This is a genomic window from Streptomyces sp. 142MFCol3.1 (assembly GCF_000424945.1).
GTDB classification, from domain to species: domain Bacteria; phylum Actinomycetota; class Actinomycetes; order Streptomycetales; family Streptomycetaceae; genus Streptomyces; species Streptomyces siamensis.
In genome coordinates, this window is sequence record NZ_AUKV01000016.1 from 36,013 (window position 1) to 54,808 (window position 18,796).

Below are 18,796 nucleotides of genomic sequence, written 5' to 3' on the forward strand. Positions count from 1 at the left end.
GGTTCCGCCGGGGCGGGTGTCAGCGCCGGATGTGCCCGTCCCCGGTGACGATGTACTTGGTGCTCGTGAGCTCCGGAAGCCCCATGGGCCCCCGGGCGTGCAGCTTCTGGGTGGAGATGCCGATCTCGGCGCCGAAGCCGAACTGGCCGCCGTCGGTGAAGCGCGTCGAAGCGTTCACGGCGACAGTGGTCGAATCGACCAATCGGGTGAATCGGCGGGCGGCCGGCTGCGAGGTGGTGACGATGGCCTCGGTGTGGCCGGAGGTCCACAGCCGGATGTGCTCCACGGCCCTGTCGAGCGAGTCGACGACGGCGGCCGCGATGTCGTAGGAGAGGTACTCCGCCTCCCAGTCCTCGGGTGTGGCCTCGACGACGGTGGCCTTGGAGTCCTTGGCGTAGGCGAGGACCCGCTCGTCGCCGTGCACGGTGACCCCGGCGGCCGCGAGGGCGTCCAGGGCGCGCGGCAGGAACTGCGGGGCGATGTCCTGGTGGACGAGGAGCGTCTCGGCGGCGTTGCAGACGCTGGGCCGCTGCGCCTTGGAGTTGATCAGGATGTCGATCGCCATGTCGAGGTCGGCGTGGGCGTCGACGTAGACGTGGCAGTTGCCGGTGCCGGTCTCGATGACCGGGACGGTGGACTCCTGGACGACCGTGCGGATCAGCGAGGCTCCGCCGCGCGGGATGAGGACGTCGACGAGGCCTCGGGCGCGCATCAGCTCGCGTACGGACTCGCGGTTCTCGCCGGGCACCAGCTGGACGGCGTCGGCAGGCAGGCCGGCGCCGCCCACGGCGTCGCGCAGGACCCGCACGAGGGCGGTGTTCGACTCGTAGGCGGAGGAGGAGCCGCGCAGCAGGACCGCGTTGCCGGACTTCAGGCAGAGGGCGGCCGCGTCGACCGTCACGTTCGGGCGGGCCTCGTAGATGATCCCGACGACGCCGAGCGGGACGCGGACCTGGCGCAGGTCGATGCCGTTGGGCAGGGTCGAGCCGCGGACGACCTCGCCGACCGGGTCGGGCAGTGACACCACGTCGCGGACGTCCGAGGCGATCGCGCGGACCCGCTCCGGCGTGAGGGTGAGCCGGTCGATGACGGTCTCGCTCGTCCCCGCCTCGCGGGCGCGGGCGATGTCCTTCGCGTTGGCCTCGACGATCTCGCTCGTACGGACCTCCAGCGCGTCCGCGATCGCGAGCAGGGCGTCGTCCTTGTCGGCCCGCGGGAGGGGCGCCAGGTCGGCGGCTGCGGCCTTCGCGCGGTAGGCGGCCTGGGTGACCGGAGACATGGAGTCGTACGGCGAGAGCGTGGTCATGGAGGAAGGGTAGTGCGCCGGGGGGACGGATCCACTCGTCATCCCACACCGCGAGACGGGATCAAAAGGGGTGAACTCCGACAGGCGTGGCGGGCAGCGGCCCGTACCCCTCCGCGATCCGCTGGTGGTACGTCTCGCGGTCGATGACCTCCAGACCGACGATCTCCCAGGGCGGGAGCTTGGCGGTCTGCCGGTGCTCGCCCCACAGGCGCAGCGCGACGGCCGCGGCGTCGTGCAGGTCACGGGCCTCTTCCCAGTAGCGGATCTCCGCGTGGTCGTTGGCGTAGCGGCTGGTCAGCAGGAAGGGGTGGTCGTGGGCGAGCTGTTCGAGGCCGCGCCGGACCTCCTTGAGCGGGGCCTCTTCACCCGAGACGCTCAGCGTGACGTGCCACAGCCGTGGCAGGTCGGCGGGCGCCTCGCCCTCGTAGGTGTCACCGGCGGCGACGCTCGTCAGGGCGCGTTCCTCGCCCACGGCTCGGGACGGGTGTCCTCCCGCCCGCTTGGAGCCGAGGGCGGGAGAGGCACCACCGCGGGACGCTGCCGCCCCAGGGCGCACTCGTCTCACGACGGCCTCCTTCACGCGATGTTCGTACTGAATCCCGGACTCTCCCTGCCACAAAGTTGAGCAGGTGGGCAGCCCTCGCGTGGCACTTTTGCGGAGTTTCACCTCGCGGCGGCCGGCGTCCGCGAAACGTTCACAACATTTTTGGACCGGAGTTTCGGGCTGGTGCCCACTGCGGCGTCCGGCCGACCGTTCCGAGGACCTGCACGGCGGCACAGCGGCACGACACGGCAGGACAGCGCGACAGCACAGGCTGCACGACCGCGGAGCGGTCATGCGTGCCGAGGCCGGCCGCGGGACCGCCCACCCGGCGGGCTACGGGTTCAGGAGGACGAGGTCGTCGCGGTGGATGACCTCCCGCTCGTACTCCGGGCCCAGCTCGCGCGCCAGTTCCCGGGTCGAACGGCCGATGAGCCGGGGGATCTCCTTGGCGTCGAAGTTCACCAGGCCCCGTGCGACCGCCCGGCCCGTGCCGTCGCGCAGTTCGACCGGGTCGCCCGCGGTGAACTCGCCTTCGACGGCCGCGATGCCCGCCGGCAGCAGGGACGTGCGCCGTTCGACCACGGCGCGGACGGCCCCGTCGTCCAGCACCAGCGCGCCCTGCGGGGTGGAGGCGTGCTGGAGCCACAGCAGCCGGTCGGCGGACCGCTTGCCCGTGGGGTGGAAGTACGTGCCGGTGTCCCCGCCCGCGAGGGCGTCGGCGGCGTGGACGGCGCTGGTCAGCACCACCGGGATGCCGGCCGCGGCGGCGATCCGGGCGGCCTCGACCTTGGTGACCATTCCGCCGGTGCCGACGCCGGCCTTGCCCGCACTGCCGATCTCGACGTGCGCGAGGTCGTCGGGGCCGTGCACCTGCGCTATCCGCGAGGTGCCCGGCTTGCTCGGGTCGCCGTCGTACACGCCGTCGACGTCGGAGAGGAGGACGAGCAGATCGGCCCGGACGAGGTGGGCGACGAGGGCGGCGAGACGGTCGTTGTCGCCGAAGCGGATCTCGTCCGTGGCGACGGTGTCGTTCTCGTTGACGACCGGGAGGGCGCCCATCGCGAGGAGCTTGTCGAGGGTGCGGGAGGCGTTGCGGTGGTGGGCGCGGCGACTGGTGTCGTCGGAGGTGAGGAGCACCTGCCCGACACGGATGCCGTAGCGGGCGAAGGAAGCGGTGTAGCGGGCGACGAGGAGGCCCTGGCCGACGCTGGCGGCGGCCTGCTGCCGGGCGAGGTCCTTGGGGCGGCGGCGCAGTCCCAGCGGCGCGAGTCCGGCGGCGATGGCGCCGGACGAGACGAGGACGATCTCCCTCTCGCCTCCGCTGCGCCCCTTGGCGAGGACGTCGACGAGGGCGTCGACACGGTCCGCGTCGAGGCCGCCGGACGCGGTGGTCAGCGAGGAGGAGCCGACCTTGACGACGATCCTGCGGGCCTCGACCACGCCCTGTCGCACCGCCTGCCTTGCCGCTGACACGCAATTCCCCAATGTTTCGACCAGCCCGGTGGGTGCAATCTACGCGAGCGCCGACGCCAGGCGCCTCCGCGTTTCGAGGAACGGACGGCCCCTGTTCCCATGAGGGGACGGTGTGGGACCCCTCGCGGGGGCTTCGGCCTTCCTTCTGCGGCGCCCCTTTCCGGGCACGCCCGAGGGACGGGCCGCACCTCCCACGCTCCCCCATCCGCCGCATGCCTTCGCAGGCCCAACCCGCGCCTTGCACAGGCCCCTCGCTCCCGCCATCTCGTGCAGCTCACCGCGCTGCTCGCGATGTTCGCGCTCTTCACAAGCACAGATCGTCTCCGCGCTGTTGCCGGACGTCCCGGTGTTCATCGCCGCGAGCGCGGCCGGCCCGGGGATCCCAGCCTGCTCACGCCTCTCGGCAAGGTCCGCTTCGACGCCATCGTGCGGACATGCTGATCCTGGTGGGGCTGCGGCGGATCGACGACATCGACCCGCCGCACGAGCAGGCGCCGCTGCTGGTCGCGCTCTGCCTCTTCTACGCCGAGCACTTCGCCGCCGCCAACACCTCGGGCATGACAGAGCCTTCCGCGTGGGCTTCCCGACCGTGCCGGCGGGCGTCGTCCTCACACCGGACGCGAGCAGCGTCCCGGCGCTCCTGGAATCGGCCCGCCACCCGGTGAAGGACGTCTTCACCGCGGCCTGTGCGGAGCTGAAGGAGCACCGGCTCGACCCGTCGAACGCACCGTCACTGGCTCGTTTCAACGCCGCGATCACCGCGCTGTGCACGAAGGCGGACGAGCGACGGGTGCGGATGGAGCCACGCCTCCAGGCGGCGATCCCTTCACCGCGCAGGGCGACCGCCGAGGAGAACAAACAGGAATCGGCGCAGGAACCGGCACAGGATTCGGCGCAGGAGGTACTCGGAGGCCGAGGGCAGCGGCGGGTCCCATCGTTCTCTCGGGCAGTGGCACGCGGCGGGCAGGCGGCTACCGGACGCCGACCGCCTCCAGCAGGAGGTGGAGGTCGTGCGCAGCCTCGGCGGTGGACCAGGTCGCGAGCGTGAGGATCGCCGTGGTGGCGAGGACGAGACCAGAGCGGCGGTCGAGGGGTGGGGAGAGGAGGGCATCGACGCGACGGGGAACGGGGCCGGCGTTGCTGAGCGGGCTCTTGCTGCGGCCGAGGACGCCGAGGGCGGGGCCCGGGGGCTGCAAGGGCGCAGGAGAGCGGTGGGCGGCCAGGGCCGCTTTGCCCACGGTACGGGCGACGCGGGCGCGGTCGCCCGTGGCGATGGCGGCGCGTTCGTCGGCCCAGCGTTCGATGGTGTAGGTGGCGGCGGTGGCGAGCGGCCGCAGCAGCGGGTTGGCGGCGGCGCCCAGGCCGGCCAGGGCGACGAACAGGTAGTGGTGGGCCGCCAGGTGAGCGCGTTCGTGGGCGAGCAGGATGTCGTGCTCGGTCTTGTCCAGGGTGTGGAGCATGCCGGTGGAGACGACGACGCGGCCGGGCAGCCCGGGCAGGGCGTAGGCGTCCGGGGCCTCGTCGTCGACAACGACGAAACCATCGGACGTCGGCATGCACGCGGCTTCCACAGCGGCCGACGCCAGTGACCGGGCGCGGCGCCAGAGCATGCGGGCGGCGGCGAGCACGGCGCCGCCGAGCAGCAGTCCGGCGATGAGGGCGACGGACAGTTCGGCGGGGTCGTCGTGCTGCGCGCTGTGCGCCGACCAGTGTCCGAGACCGGCGAGCTGGGGAATGCGGATCAGCCCGGTGACGGCCAGCAGCCCCAGGGAGATGGTGCTCTCCGCGGCCAGGACCAGGGCCGAGGCGGTGAGCAGCCAGGTGGCCAGCCGCGGCTCGCAGCGTTCGGACAGCGGACGCGCGCCGAGCGGGGCGATCAGGGACAGCAGTAGGGGGAGATAGACGGCGATGCGCATCCGGGCGGGTCTCCTCTACCGGTCGGGGTCCGGGTCGGGTCCCAGCAGCTGGCGCAGCAGGTCCGCGTCGGTGTCGGACAGGCTGTCGGCGAAGCGGGCGAGGACGGCCTCGCGGTCGGGGCGCTCCTCCAGGACGGTACGCATACGGCGGGCGGCGAACCCTGGATCGTCTGTGACGGGCGCATACGCGTAGGCCCGGCCGCGCCGGGTGCGGTTGAGCAGCTGTTTGGCATGCATGCGGGTGAGGATCGTCACCACGCTGCTGTACGTCAGCTCGCCGCCGAGGCGTTCGGCGACCTCGCCCGGGGTCAGGGCACCCTCGGCCTGCTGGAGCAGGGCAAGGATCTCAGCCTCCCGCTCGCCGCTGGCCCGCTTTGACCCCCGTCCCGGCGTTTCGTCACTCATGGGGTTGTCGTCCCCTCGCCAACTTCTACAGTCGCGTAGAATTTCTACGGCGGTGTAAATGCTGCCATGGTCCGAGTGTGCCATGCGCCCGTGCCCGGGGGACAGCTTCCCACCCCCGACAGGCGCAGGACGGGAAAGGATGCCGGGTGCCGCAGACCCTCAACCCGCTGGGATTTCTCATGCCCGGCGACTTGCTGCCGTTCACCGCCGGTCTGCTGTGCACTTCCAGCGGCGCCGGTGGCGTGCGTCTGTCGCTGCCCGGCGCGTTAGCCGCCGCCGTGACCGGGACGCTGCTCGGTGCCCAGGTTGGCTATCCCCTCGGCCGCCACGCCGGCCGAACCCTGCTTGGACCGCACCCGCAACCGGCACCTGCTGGACGGGGCGGCCCGGGCCGAGGATCTCCTCGCCCGCTACGGGCACGGCACGGCCATCATGCTGGCCCGCTTCATCCCGGTGGTGCGCACCGTGCTCAACCCGCTGGCCGGGATCGTCAAGGTGCCCGCTCGCACTTTCGCGCTGTGGCAGATCACCGGCGGCCTGGTGTGGACGGTCGGCCTGACGCTCGGCGGCTCTGCCCTGGAGAGCGGCATCCCCAACGTCGACCGCTACCTGTTGCCCCTGGTCGGCGTGATCGTCGCCGTCTCCCTGCTGCCGCTCGACCTGGAGGTGCTGCGCGTCCGGCGCCGCACTCGCACCGCCAACGAGTCGACACGATGACCGGCGCCACGGACCCCACTCGCTACCGGGAGCTCGCCGCGTGAAGATCACCTTCCTGATCCACAACGTGTACGCGGTCGGCGGTACCATCCGCACCACGCTCAACCTCGCAGCGGCCCTTGCCGACCGGCACGAAGTGACGGTCGTCTCGATGCTGCGCCACCGCGCCCGCCCCCGGTTCAAGGTCGACCCGCGGCTGACCCTGGTGCCCCTGGTCGACATCCGCCAGGAATCGGCCGACGCCGCCGATCCTCTGTTGCACCGGCCCGCCGAGGTCTTCCCCGCCGCCGAGAAGCGCCACAAGCAGTACAGCCTGCTCACCGACCGGCGAGCCGAGGAGTACCTGCGTGCCTGCGATGCCGACGTCATCATCGGCACCCGTCCCGGCATCAACGTCTACCTGGCCCGTTTCGGCCCGTCCGACGCCCTGCGCATCGCCCAGGAACACCTCACCCACGACGCCCACAGCAAGAAGTTGCGCGCCGAACTTGCCCGCGACTACCGCACGTTGGACGCGCTCGTCACCACCACGGAAGCAGACGCCGCCGTCTACAGGGCGAAGATGCGGCTGCCAGGAGTGCGGATCTTCGCCATACCCAATGGTGTTCCCGAGCCCGATGTCGAGCCCGCCGACCCCGCCGCCAAGGTCATCGCCGCGGCCGGGCGCCTGGCCCGGGCCAAGCGGTTCGACCTGCTCATCGAGGCGTTCGCCGGGGTCGCTGACAAGCACCCGGACTGGAGGCTGCGCATCTACGGGGCGGGCGACGAACGGAATCGCCTGCAGCAACTGATCGACGACCAGCGCCTGGGCAGCCGAGCCAAGTTGATGGGCGTGCGCTCGCCGATCGAAGCCGAGTTCGCGCGGGCGTCCATCGTCGCGAGCGCCTCGGACGCCGAGTCGTTCGGCATGACCCTCGTCGAGGCGATGCGCTGCGGTGTGCCGGTGGTCGCCACCGACTGCCCGCTCGGCCCCGCAGAGATCATCCACGACGGCGTCGACGGCCGCCTGGTCCCGATGGGTGACCCGCGTGCGCTGACCACCGCGCTGCTCGACCTGATCGCCGACGAGCCCGCCCGCCGCCGCATGGGCGAAGCGGCCCTGGCGTCCGCCCGCCGCTTCGATCCCGCCCTCGTCGCCCGTACCTACGACGAGCTCTTTGCCGAGCTGGCCGCCACCATGCACTCCCGCGCCCGGCAGCGCCGCCGGGCCCTGTGGCGCGGCCGAGCCCGCAGGTTCCTGCGCCGACTGTGCCGGTAGCCGCCACACGCACGTCGCCCAACACCCCTGCCGCACCGCCCAGATCACCCGGCCCCTTCCTTTGCTGAGATGGATTCCCATGAGCGCCATCAGCGTCGGTCAGGCCTCCGTCCCCGGAGTCGTCGAGGGGTGACCGAGTTCCTCCCGTCTCCTCCACCGTCCACCTCAAGATCACCGAGGGGCTGGTGGGCATCCCGGTCGTCGACACCTCCGTGGTCGGCTTCACCGCCGTCATCCAGGTCTGCGCCATCGCCGCCGTACTCGTCTGCTTCGTCAAGGAGACATCCTGCGGATCGGCTCCGCCCCGGGCCGGGGGCTGGCCAACCGCGAGGAGCGGTACCACCACGACGACAAGTTCGCCTGGTGGGTCCTCTGCCCCACCATTCCGATCGTTGCCGCTGATCGCAGGCAGCGGCCTGATGTGGGCGGCGGACCAGATGGGCCGGCACAAGCGCGGCGAGGACGACACGAGCCTCGCGATGATGGAGCAGGACTCGTCCGCGGACCACTTCGCATACGTCGGTGCACCGGTACCGGGCGGCAGCCATTGCCCGAGGCCCTCCCGGGGAGCACGTTGGACATCGACACCTCGCTCTCCGAGCTGGTGGATACGGCAGCGGCGCGGTGGCCCTGGACAACCTCGCCCCGATCGGTCGGCGACGAGTACGACCTCCGGTTCGCAAACGCCGAGGCCGCTGACGGCTGGGAACAACTGGCCCGCCAGGCAGCGGGCAACCTGCGGCGCGCCTTCGAGAAGACCCGGTACGGGCCACCGGCGGCGGTCGCACGTGGGGCCAGCGCGTACTCGTCTGGGACGGTTTGCGACCATGGAGCCCATGCGAAAAGGCAGTGCGATACGGGCGGCCGCAGTGGCGGCCTGCGGTGCGTTGGCGATGTCCCTGGCGGCGTGCACCAGTTCGGGCCGCGGGCCCGCCGCCGCGACCAGCGACCGGGCGGACCACGCGCAGCCACGGAACACGGCCCTGAAGCGAATACCCGACGTCAGCGACCGGCTGTGGCGACGCGTACCGGCCGATTCCCGCCAGGTGATCGCCGTCTACGGCGCGGGCAAGAACTCCCCCAACTCGACCGTCGTGCTCTTCAGCAAGCACGGCTCCACCTGGAAGCGGACACGTTCCTGGGCGGCGCACAACGGGAGGAAGGGGTGGACGACAGACCATCACGAGGGCGACCGGCGCAGCCCGGTGGGAGTGTTCACGCTGAGCGACGCGGGCGGCGTGCTCGACGCCCCGGCAGCCAAGCTGCCGTACACCAAGTCCGCATCGTTCCAAGCCCCCCACTACTGGAAGAAAAGGTACTGGCACGACTTCGACCACGTCATCGCCATCGACTACAACCGGGTCAAGGGCACTCCGCCCAATGACCCGACCCGGCCACAGGGACAGTCGAAGGGCGGCAGCATCTGGCTGCACATGGACCACGGCAGCGGCACGTCGGCGTGCGTGAGCCTGCCCAAGTCGGCGATGCAGTACCTGCTGCGCACCCTCGACCCCAAGCAACACCCGGTCGTGGTGATGGGAGACAAAGCGGAGTTGAAGGCCTGACAGCAGGACCGACAGCGCATCCGACGGCGAGAAGGCGGGCACCGGCCGCGTTTCGGGGGTGGACGACCGCTTTCCCGGGAGGGAACGACGTCGGTTTCCGGAGGGCGGACGGCCTTGGTTCCAGAGCGGGCACCCGCGCTTTCAGGGCTCACTCACAGAGTTCCGAGCAATACGTCTGTTATTTAGTGATTGTCCCCACGGAAGATTGCTAGCCAGGCCCAGAAGTCATACGGTCGGTCGTCGGCCTTCTTCTTTCGGCGCCCCCTCGCGGGCGTGCCCGGGGAGGGGCCGTACCCTCCCACGCCCCCCATCCGCCGTATCCCTTCGCAGGAGCCCAGCCCGTGCCTTCCGCAGGCCCCTCCCTCCGCCGCATCGTGCAGCTCTCCGCGCTGCTCGCGATGTTCGCGCTCTTCACGGCCCAGATCGTCTCCGCGCTGGTGCCGAACGTCCCGGTGTTCATCGCCGCGAGTGCGGCGGGTCTCGCCCTGGACATCTGTCTGCAGTACCGGGATCCCGGCCTGCTCTCGCATCTCGGCAAGGCACGTTTCGACGTCACCGTCCGCCAGCTGCTGCGCGACATGTTGATCCTGGTGGGACTGCTGCGGATCGACGGCATCGACCCGACGCGCGAGCAGGCGCCGCTGCTGGTCGGGCTGTGCGTCTTCTACGCGCTGCACTTCGCCTGCCAGGCCGTCTCGGTCCTGGTACGCCGCACCCGTACGCTGCCTGTCGTCACCCGGAACATCGACTCGACCGCGCTGCGTCTGACCACCGCGCCGCCGCGCATCCTGGCCCGCCGCCAGGGCCACCGTCTACTGACGTTCTCCCTGCCGACAACGGCCGGCCTGCTGGTCACCGCGGCCACCACGGACGCGTACTGGGGCGGCATCGGCGTCGGCATCGCCCTCGCGCTGATCATCGGCGGCATCGCGTACCTCGGCACCTGGCTGCTCCCCAAGAAGCGCGCCAAGAGCGAGCAGAAGGTCATGGAGTGGCTGGATCAGTGGCTGGCGGACTACCAGCCGACGGTCGCCATGTACTTCTCGGGCGGCACGACGTCCGCGTACCAGGCGAACATGTGGCTCTCCACGCTCTCGCAGATCGACGCCAAGCCGCTGATCGTGTTGCGTGAGCGTTTCATGGTGCAGAAGATCGACGCGACCGACGTCCCGATCATCTGCTTCCCGAAGGTCGCGACGATGTTCTCACTGGAGAACTCGACGCTGAAGATGATGCTGCACCCGGCCAACGCCGCGAAGACCTCACAGGTGCTGCGCATACCCACGATCAAGCACGCCTTCATCAACCACGGCGAGAGCGACAAGCTGTCCTCCTGCAACCCGTACGCCAAGGCGTACGACGAGGTGTGGGTGGCCGGCCCCGCGGCCCGCGAGCGGTACGCGCTGGCCGACGTCGGAGTCGAGAACAAGGACATCGTCGAGGTCGGCCGGCCCCAGCTGGCGCCGATCCGTCCCTACGCGGGCACGCCCATAGGTGCCTACACGACCGTCCTGTACGCCCCCACCTGGGAGGGCTGGGACGGCAACCCCGGCAACACCTCGGTGGTCCTGGCCGGCGAGAACATCGTGCGGCAGCTCCTCGCCGACGACGGTGTGCGCCTGCTCTACAAGCCGCACCCGATGACCGGGTCCGTCGACCCGCGCGCGGGCGCCGCGAACGAGCGGATCAAGGCGATGATCCGCGAGGCCAACACCAAGCGGTCCGGTGCCCGCCCCGGGCCGGAGGCGGCGGCCGAGCTGGCCAGCCGTACGGCCGAACTGGACAAGGTGACCTCGACCGCCTTCCGCAAGAGCGCGGACGAGATGGAGCGGATGCTGCTCCAGGGCGCGCCGCAGGGCGACCGCGAGGCGGAGATCGCCGAGGCGACGGCGGCCTGGGAGTCCGCCTACTGGGCGTCGTTCCCGGAGTGGGAGCACCAGATCATCACGGACGCGCGTCCGGCGATCTTCGCCTGCTTCAACCAGGCGGACCTGCTGATCAGCGACGTCTCGTCGGTCGTCTCGGACTGGCTGTCCAGCGAGAAGCCGTATGCCGTCGCCAACACCTCGGGCATGACGGAGGCGACCTTCCGCACCGGCTTCCCCACGGTCTCCGCGGGCGCCATCCTCACCCCCGCCGCCGACGGCGTCCCGGCCCTCCTGGAGTCCGTCCGCCACCCGGAGAAGGACACCTTCACCGCAGCCCGCGCCGAACTGAAGGAACACCTGCTCGGCCCGTCGGACCCACCGTCGCTGGTGCGTTTCAACGCCGCGATCGCCGCGCTGTGCACCAAAGCCGACGAGCGGAGCGTGCGGATGGAGTCCCGACTCTCCGCGGCGATCCCCTCACAGCGTGGGGCGGCCGAGGAGACTGCGCAGGAGTCGGCCCAGGGTCTTGGCTCGGAGTCGGATTCCGAGGAGGACAGCGGGGCCGAGGACTCGGTCAACGCGTAGCGAACACAGGAACCCGGGGTCCCTCTGGACCCCGGGTTCTCGCGTTCCCGCTCAGCAGGATTCGTCCGCTTTCTTCCTGAACTCCTTCAGGGACATGACCTTGCCGCCGGCCAGGACCTCCCCGGGCCCGAGCTTCTTGACGTCCGCCGGGCGGAACGTGGTCTCTCCGCGGTAGTCGACGCTGTTGCCGTGCCCCGAGGTGAACCTCAGCGTGTAGGACCTTCCCGCGGTCAGCCCGCCGGTCCCCTTCTGCCGGGCCCGCCAGTCCGCGGGCAGGGAGGACAGGTCGAGGTCCTGCTCCCCCTTCAGGGGCTTCGGCGGCGCGCCCAGCCAGTAGTCCAGCCCGGGGAGCGCAGCCTTGCCGGACGGCTCCCCGCCCAGGCGGATGACCTTCACCGAGGTGACCGCCGACCCCGGGCACGGCCGCAGCCGGACCCGGACCTCGCCCCCCTGCGCCGAGTAGACGGCGATCAGGGGGTGGTCCGGCGGACTGCACCCGGCGACTGCGGTGAGCGCGGCCACGGCGCCCACCAGCACAGTCGCCTTACGCCTCAGCAGGTGCGAAGGACGATGGAAGTGTCGCAATGGTACCTGCCCCGATAGAGGTTGGCCTCGACCTCGAAGGCGTTCCCGTCGTAGTTGTTCCCGTACTGGATCCTCGACTTGGCGGCCTGCACTCCGTAGTCCGCCTCGAAATCCAGGGAATTAGAGTAGCGAGCCCACTGAGTGGAGTGGACCGCCTCGTGCTTCAGCAGGTCGGGGGCGTACTTGTCGGCGTACTTCTGGCCCTTGGCGGCCGCCAGGTCCTTCCGGTCCTCGGCCTCCTGCTCGAAGTACCCGCCCTTCCCCTTGTAGTAGTTCCGGTCGTGCGGCAGGAACAGGACGTCTCCGACCGTCATGGGCTGGTCGCCGCCAGGTGAGTGGCTGTAGCAGAGGACTTGGCTCGAAGCGGCCTCGCACTTGCCTCCTCTGGCCATGTGGAACGAGATGGCCTGTGCGTTGGCGCCGTTGAGGTCGTTCTCGATGTGGTACTTCCCGGTCAGCATGCGCACCAGCTCGGCCCGGCGCTTGGCGGCCGCGGCCAGCTTCCCCGCGAGGTCCCACAGCTTCGGGAGCCAGCCCTCGCCCGACACGGGGGTCCCGCCGGTGCTCGTGCCCGTGCCGTATCCCGGCGGCGGCGGGCCGGGCGACGGGGAGGGCGTGGGGCTGGGGCTCGACGTGGAGTTGTCCGGGACGCCGTCACCGTTCTTGTCGTTGGTCGGGCAGGATACCCCGAACTCCTTGCCGCAAGCGAGGCCCAGGCCCGTCGGGTCGTTGTAGGTCAGGGGGTTGTTCTGGGCGTAGCTGTACGCCGACAGGTTCTGCGGCTCGTACGGCGTACTCAGCTCGTCGGGGCTGATGAACCGGCCTAGCGACGGATCGTACATGCGCGCCCCGAGGAGCGACAGCGACGTGCTGTCGTCCTCCGCCTTGCCGAGGAAGCCCCGGTCGAGGCCGTCGGGCAGGCTGCCACCGGTGTTGCGCTGTTTGCCGAACGGCGTGTAGCGGCGCCGGGTGATCACTCCGCCCATGGTGATGAGCAGGGTGGTGGAGGCCTGGCTGTCGCCCAGCAGCCAGGTCAGCTTGCCGTTGGCGGAGCCGTCGTCCACGCGCATGGCCACCGTGGTGCCCGCCGCGGTGTAGAACCGGGTGGCCCTCGCCGCGGCGCTGCCCACCTTGTGGATCTCGTGGCCCTCTACATAGGCCACGTTCTCGGTCTTCGACGTCCGCAGCAGCACATTGCCCTCGGCGTCGTAGACGTACCCGGACACCTCGTCGCCGCCGGTCTTCTTCTGGGTGATCTTGGTGACTCGGTTCTGGGCGTTCCACACCAGGTCGGAGGTGACGCCGTTGACCGTGCGGGAGTTCATCTGCCCCGCCGCGTTGTAGCCGAAGGAGTCGGAGCCGGCCTTGGTCACCGCGTGCGGGTGCGCCTGCTCCGGGGTGTAGGTGGACTCGTCCGCGCTGTAGCCGGGGTAGTTGTAGTCCTTGGTCGTGGTGCCGGACGCCGTCGTGTCCTTGACGGACTGGATGTTGCCGATCGAGTCATAGGTGTACGTCGTGTCGTACGGGTCGAGCGAGCTGGTCAGGTCGGGCGTCGCCGCGCCCGAACAGCCACCCGTGGCCTGGGTGGTCCACGCCCGGGTCACCCGGTTCAGCTCGTCGTAGGTGTAGCACTCGCTCTGCCCGGTCACCCCGTCCAGGACGCCGGTGAGCTGGCCGCCGAGGTCGCGGGAGAAGGTGTCGTCCTGGCCCACCTTGGTGGTGGAGCCCGCGGTCACCGTCGTCTTCGCGTTCGCCAGCAGGCCCGTACCGTCACCGTCGTTGTAGGTGTAGGCGCGGCTGACCGTGGCGTCGGATCCGCCGCTCGCCCCGTACGCACGGGAGTCGAGGCGGCCCAGCCGGTCGAAGCCGATGGACGACTGGTAGGTGGCGAGGGGGCTGGAGACCTTGTTCGGCATGCCCTGCGCGGTGTAGGTGGTGGTCACCGTCTCCGCGGGCAGGTTACCCATCGCCGGGTAGGCCACCGACGTCATGTGGTCGGCCGAGTCATAGCCGTACCCCACGGAGTAGGTGTCGGCGAGACCGGAGCCGTCGTCGGGGATCGTGGTCGACTTGCCCAGTACGCGCCCGCGGGCGTCGTAGCCGGTGATGGCCTCCGTGTACGCCTTGCCGTTGGCGTAGGTGGTGGACGAGGCGAGCTGTCCCTTGCCGCCGGTCGCGGTGTCGTACGTCAGCTGCGTCAGGACCGTCGAGCCCTGCTTGAGGTAGGTGTTGCGCTGAAGCGCGTCGTATTCGTAGGTCAGCGTCGCGTTGTTGGCGTCGGTAGTGGTCAGGAGCTGACCGTTGTCGTCGTAGGTGCTGGAGGACTTCCCGGCGTCCGGGTCGTCCACCGTCAGTCGGTCGCCGAGCCAGTTGTAGGTGAAGTCGGTGGTGTTCTTCTTGTCGTCGGTGATCGTCTTCAGCTTGCCGCTGCGGTAGTACGCGTACGAGGTGGACGCGGGACCGCCCGGTCCGTGCTCGACGACCTGCGTGGTCTCCCCGAAGACGTTGTAGTAGGTCTCCTTGCGCTCACCGGCCGCCGGAACCGTCTGCGTGTAGTCGCCGAAGTAGTACGTGCGGCTCTGACTGACCGCCTGGGGCTGCTCGTTGACGAGGATCTGCGAGCCGGTCGTGCGGCCCGCCCAGTCGATCAGCAGATCCGTGTACGAGGGCAGGTCGGCGACGGTCGGCAGCACCATGCCGGAGCCCGCCGCACCGGAGTTGTAGAAACTCGCCGACGTGCCGGTCACGTTGCCGGAGGTGTCGTAGCGCGTGGACACCACGGTGCGGCCGGAACCGTCGGGCGCCGTCGACTGCTTCTCCCGGGTTCGGCCCAGACCGTCGGCGTACTCGTAGGTGTTCAGGAACATGGTCCCCGACTGAAGGACACCGCTGGTCACCTTGGGGGCGCCGGTGACCGTGTCGGGCACGCCGTCGCTGTTGGTGGCGGTCGGGATGCTGTAGGAGAACTGCATCGACGGGGTGCCGGAAGGGTAGTTGGCGATCTCGGTCGGCTTGAAGACCTGGCTGAAGCGGCCCACCGAGTCGTGCACGATCCGCGCGGTCCTGCCGTTCGGATCGAGGATCATGTACGGCGTTCCCCACAGCCGCGACGACCAGGTGGTCGTCGACATCGCCGAACCACCGCTCGGTGTCGGGGTGGTGACCTTCACACCGTCATAGGGCCAGGTCGTGTTCGGCGAGTAGGTGGTCGTGGTCTTGGCGTTCTTGCCGTCGTACGTCGCGACGACCCGGCCGGCGGTGTCGTAGTCCGATTTGTTGGACCGGAACGCGCCCGACGCCGTGTACGTGCGCACCTCGGTGGGGTTGCCGTCGCTCAGCGTCGCGTCGTTGCCGGCGACGGACGTGGACTTGTCGTAGAAGGTCTCGGTGAACGAGTCCTGGTTCGCCGAGTCGCGCGAGGCGCAGTCGGCGGCGTAGTGGCGGCGCTCGTCCTCCACCACCATCCACCGCTTGACGTCGGAGCCGGGGAAGTTGGCGGTGCTGTACGCGCGGCCGTAGGTGGTGCAGCGGTTGTCGTCGAAGGACGACAGGCCCCAGTCGTTGGTGCGCAGCGGCAGACCGTAGGTGGTGCTGGTGGAGGACGTGTCGTCGTACTCGTCCTTCACGGTGTGCTCGCGCCAGCCGGTGGACGTCAGCGACGTGGTGGTGGTCTTGCTGTCGCGGACGAAGCGGGCGTCGGGCAGGCCGTCGTACACGGCCGTGTCGTGGACCCAGTACTCCTTCAGTACCCGCTCGTGCGACTGGCCGTCGCCGTCGCGCTTGCTGGTCTCCAGCGACTTGCCCGCCAGCCAGGCCGAGTCCGTCCAGTCGGTGCCGAAGCCGTCGGTGACCTTGACGCTGCGGGTCAGCGAGGAGTCGGTCTTGGAGGTGCGGTCACCGTCCAGGCCCCGGTACAACCAGTAGTACGTGGACGCCGAGTTGGACTTGGTGCCGGTGAAGACCTCGACCTGCGGATAGCCGACCCACTCCGACCAGGTCTCGTCCTCGTCCTTGGTCAGCGGGTCGTTGGTGAACCGCCAGCCGGCGCCGCCGTGGTACTCGTAGCTCGTCGTCATCGTCGGATCGCCGTCGCTGTTCGCGCCCTGGCCCACTCCGGGGTCCACCGACACCTGGGTGACCAGGTACTTCTTGAACCAGCCCGTCTCTGCGTCCGTCGCCCCCTCGGGGGTCCACTTCTGCCAGAAGCACAACTGGGTGTTGGAGGACTGACTGGGCAGGCTGTTGATGTCGCAGGCGTCCGGCTGACCGTAGGTCACGCTCGTCACCGCACCGAGATCCCCGTAGATCTTGGTGATCCGGCGGAAGTTGAGCAGGCTGGCGCCGACTTGGTTGTCCTTCCACTCACCATTGAAATTGATCACCGGCAGGCGCAGGTCGGGCCCGTCGCCGTACCCCTTGCGCTGGATGTAGTCCAGCCACAGCGTCTTGCCGACCGTGCCGTCCGGGTTCGGCAGACCGTGCTTGGTCTGGTACTGCATCGCCGGATCCCACGTCGTACCGCCGTCGTCGCTGACGAACGTCTTGATGTCCCACAGCATGTCCGTGGTGAAGAACGTCGGGTAGTACGTCATGCCCGCGCAGTTGTTGTCGGCCGCGCTGCCGTCACACATCAGGTCCGTCGGCACATCCGGATACGAGTCCGGGTTGGACGAGATACCCGGGCACGCCTTCGGCTCGTCCCCCAGCGGGTCCGTCTCCGACATGCGCTCCACGCACCGGCCCACATGGGTGAGTTCGACCTTCGCGGGCAGCTTGGCGCCGGTGAGCTGCGACGCCCACCCGTACTCGATCCGCGTCAGATAGCCACCCGCGTCGTACAGGCGCGCCTTGTCGGCGTTGGCGACCGAGCGGTAGTGGTTCTGCTGCTTGTCGTAGAAGTAGGCGTTCTCCACCTCGTTCGGGTCCACCACCCGGTCCAGGTTCCAGCGCCACGCCTGCGTGCACGGTTCGGGGAACTGGCTGTGACACGGCTCGCCGTCGTTGTTGCCGACCACCGGCTCGGTGTACACCGAATCGGTCGCGGCGCTGTTGCGCTCGCTGCGGCCCCAGCCGAAGTAGTAGCGCATGCCGTCCTGGTCGGAGATCGCCCAGTACTCGTCGTCGCTGCCGTGACCGCCCGTCAAGTGCTGCACGCGCCAGCCCGGATCGTCCTGCACGTGATAGGAACCCGTGCCGGTGCCGTCCTGGACCAGCTGCGAGGAAACGCCGTTGAGGCTGATCGAGTACATCGCGCCGTCGGGTTCCTTCGCCGAGTTCGGCGAGTCCCAGCACATGTCGCCGATCTGCGGCAGGCCGTCCTGCGAGCAGTTCTTGTAGCGGCGCTCGATGAAGCCGACGTCGAGGTCCCAGCCCATGCCGGCCCAGGACGCCTGGTTGTTCGTGGCGGACGTACGCCCGTCCACGGACTGGGAGTTGTACGACAGCGACAGCGACGGGGTCGCGCCGAAGGGGGCCTTCGGCAGCTGGACCGGCATGCTGTACGTGAACGCACCGGAACCGGTGGACACCGCCCACGAACCCGTCGGGCTCAGCGTGGAAGCGCGGTAGTCGCCCTGGTCCGACGACGATCCGGAGGTCACCGCCAGCACGGTGGCGCCGGTGGCGTCGGCCGCCGTGCTGCTGCTGAGCAGCGGGGCCTTGTCGGCGGTGGCCGTCGCAAAGGGGTCGGCGTCGGCGAACACCGTCGCGGAGAGCGTGCCCGACCTGACGTCGTTGTCGCTCTGCACGAAGCGCCTGGTGTCGGGTGAACAGCCCTGCTTCTTCGGGGTGGTGAGCGCACAGGCGGGCATCTGGACCAGACGCAGCCGGGCGGCGAAGTCGCCGCCGTAGGCGTACTTGAACGTCGAGTAGTCGATGGAGACGCGCACCGGTCCGGGGGCGGGCTTGCTGTCGGTACGGGTGACGCGCAGGCCCATCCCGATGCCGCCGACCGGCTTCACCTTCGCCCGGTCGAGCACCTCGACGTCCACGCTCTGCGGCGCCGGAGCCGAAGGCGCCAGGCGGCTTCCGTTGCCGGAGGCGGCACCCGACTTGGCACCCTTCTTCCGGTTCCCGAACTCCGCCTGCGGAGGCGTGCCCGCCGCGATGATCTGCGCAGCGGTGGGCTTCTGCACCGACACCGCAGCGGACTTGGCCGCCTTGCTCGTGCCGTCGGCGTCAACCACAGCACCCGACGGCGCCACAGCAAGCGCGTTGCCCGGGGTGGCCCGGCTCAGATCGACACGGGCCTCGGCGCGCTTGGGCCAACTCGTCGACCGCGGCCTGGTCTGGGTCGACTCGGCCTCCTGACGGGGCACGCCCTGCGCGGCACGCGCCGGCACGCTGACGGTCCTGTCCTTCGGCTTGGCCGCGTCCACGACGGCGGCGAACGCCGGCGCGGACATCAGCCCGCAGAGCAACGCGCTGGACACTGACGCGACGAAGCCACGTCTGAACGACCGCCCCATAACCCCACCCCTTGCACCACACGCGCACAGAAACCCGGAAATCGGGCATACACAGTGCTGTTCGCATCGGCACGGGCAACACAGTGCCAACGCAGGGCGAACACACT

Annotated in this window: 11 protein-coding genes and 2 pseudogenes; 6 read left to right on the forward strand and 7 right to left on the reverse strand. The window is 69.9% G+C overall.

Features of this window, described 5'->3' with window-relative positions:
- Nucleotides 1-19 precede the first annotated feature (19 nt).
- The 3 genes from H305_RS0123650 to proB form a co-directional block, all read right to left on the reverse strand.
- Complete coding sequence (locus H305_RS0123650) at nt 20-1,306, reverse strand: glutamate-5-semialdehyde dehydrogenase (protein ID WP_028802577.1); 1,287 nt, start codon at nt 1,304-1,306, stop codon at nt 20-22.
- A gap of 61 nt (nt 1,307-1,367) precedes the next feature.
- Nucleotides 1,368-1,862: a hypothetical protein gene (locus H305_RS0123655; protein ID WP_028802578.1), complete on the reverse strand. Its 495-nt coding sequence runs from the start codon at nt 1,860-1,862 to the stop codon at nt 1,368-1,370.
- A 321-nt stretch (nt 1,863-2,183) separates the two neighbouring features.
- Complete coding sequence (gene proB / locus H305_RS0123660; protein WP_028802579.1) at nt 2,184-3,290, reverse strand: glutamate 5-kinase; 1,107 nt, start codon at nt 3,288-3,290, stop codon at nt 2,184-2,186.
- A 467-nt stretch (nt 3,291-3,757) separates the two neighbouring features.
- On the opposite strand from proB, the gene H305_RS0123665 reads away from it, so the two are divergent.
- Nucleotides 3,758-3,988 carry a hypothetical protein gene (locus tag H305_RS0123665; RefSeq protein WP_028802580.1) on the forward strand — a complete coding sequence of 77 codons (231 nt, stop codon included), beginning with the start codon at nt 3,758-3,760 and terminating at the stop codon, nt 3,986-3,988.
- A 306-nt stretch (nt 3,989-4,294) separates the two neighbouring features.
- On the opposite strand, the gene H305_RS46855 is transcribed toward H305_RS0123665, so the two are convergent.
- Together H305_RS46855 and H305_RS0123675 are read right to left on the reverse strand one after the other, a co-directional pair.
- Nucleotides 4,295-5,239: a M56 family metallopeptidase gene (locus tag H305_RS46855; protein WP_037765066.1), complete on the reverse strand. Its 945-nt coding sequence runs from the start codon at nt 5,237-5,239 to the stop codon at nt 4,295-4,297.
- A 15-nt stretch (nt 5,240-5,254) separates the two neighbouring features.
- Nucleotides 5,255-5,644, reverse strand: coding sequence for a BlaI/MecI/CopY family transcriptional regulator (locus H305_RS0123675; protein ID WP_028802581.1), 390 nt, complete (start codon nt 5,642-5,644; stop codon nt 5,255-5,257).
- Between the two features lie 179 nt (nt 5,645-5,823).
- Between H305_RS0123675 and H305_RS46860 the strand changes: the two are divergent.
- The 5 genes and pseudogenes from H305_RS46860 (at nt 5,824) to H305_RS0123695 (ending at nt 11,637) form a co-directional block, all read left to right on the forward strand.
- Nucleotides 5,824-6,361 (forward strand): annotated as a pseudogene (locus H305_RS46860) (DedA family protein).
- A gap of 40 nt (nt 6,362-6,401) precedes the next feature.
- A complete protein-coding gene (locus H305_RS0123685) occupies nt 6,402-7,619 on the forward strand; it encodes a glycosyltransferase family 4 protein (RefSeq protein ID WP_028802582.1) in 1,218 nt (405 codons plus the stop codon).
- Nucleotides 7,620-7,698: 79 nt separating this feature from the next.
- Nucleotides 7,699-8,092, forward strand: a pseudogene (locus H305_RS54085) (undecaprenyl-diphosphate phosphatase); the annotation flags it as partial.
- Between the two features lie 363 nt (nt 8,093-8,455).
- Nucleotides 8,456-9,184, forward strand: coding sequence for a L,D-transpeptidase family protein (locus H305_RS0123690; protein WP_051370872.1), 729 nt, complete (start codon nt 8,456-8,458; stop codon nt 9,182-9,184).
- A 341-nt stretch (nt 9,185-9,525) separates the two neighbouring features.
- Entirely contained in the window at nt 9,526-11,637 is a 2,112-nt protein-coding gene (locus H305_RS0123695) for a hypothetical protein (protein WP_028802584.1), read from the forward strand.
- Nucleotides 11,638-11,688: 51 nt separating this feature from the next.
- Here the strand turns inward: H305_RS0123695 and H305_RS0123700 are convergent, their stop codons facing one another.
- Nucleotides 11,689-12,159: a hypothetical protein gene (locus H305_RS0123700; RefSeq protein WP_158690567.1), complete on the reverse strand. Its 471-nt coding sequence runs from the start codon at nt 12,157-12,159 to the stop codon at nt 11,689-11,691.
- Between the two features lie 29 nt (nt 12,160-12,188).
- On the reverse strand, nt 12,189-18,653 hold the full coding sequence (locus H305_RS46865; protein WP_051370875.1) for an RHS repeat-associated core domain-containing protein: 6,465 nt from the start codon (nt 18,651-18,653) through the stop codon (nt 12,189-12,191).
- Between the last annotated feature and the right edge of the window lie 143 nt (nt 18,654-18,796).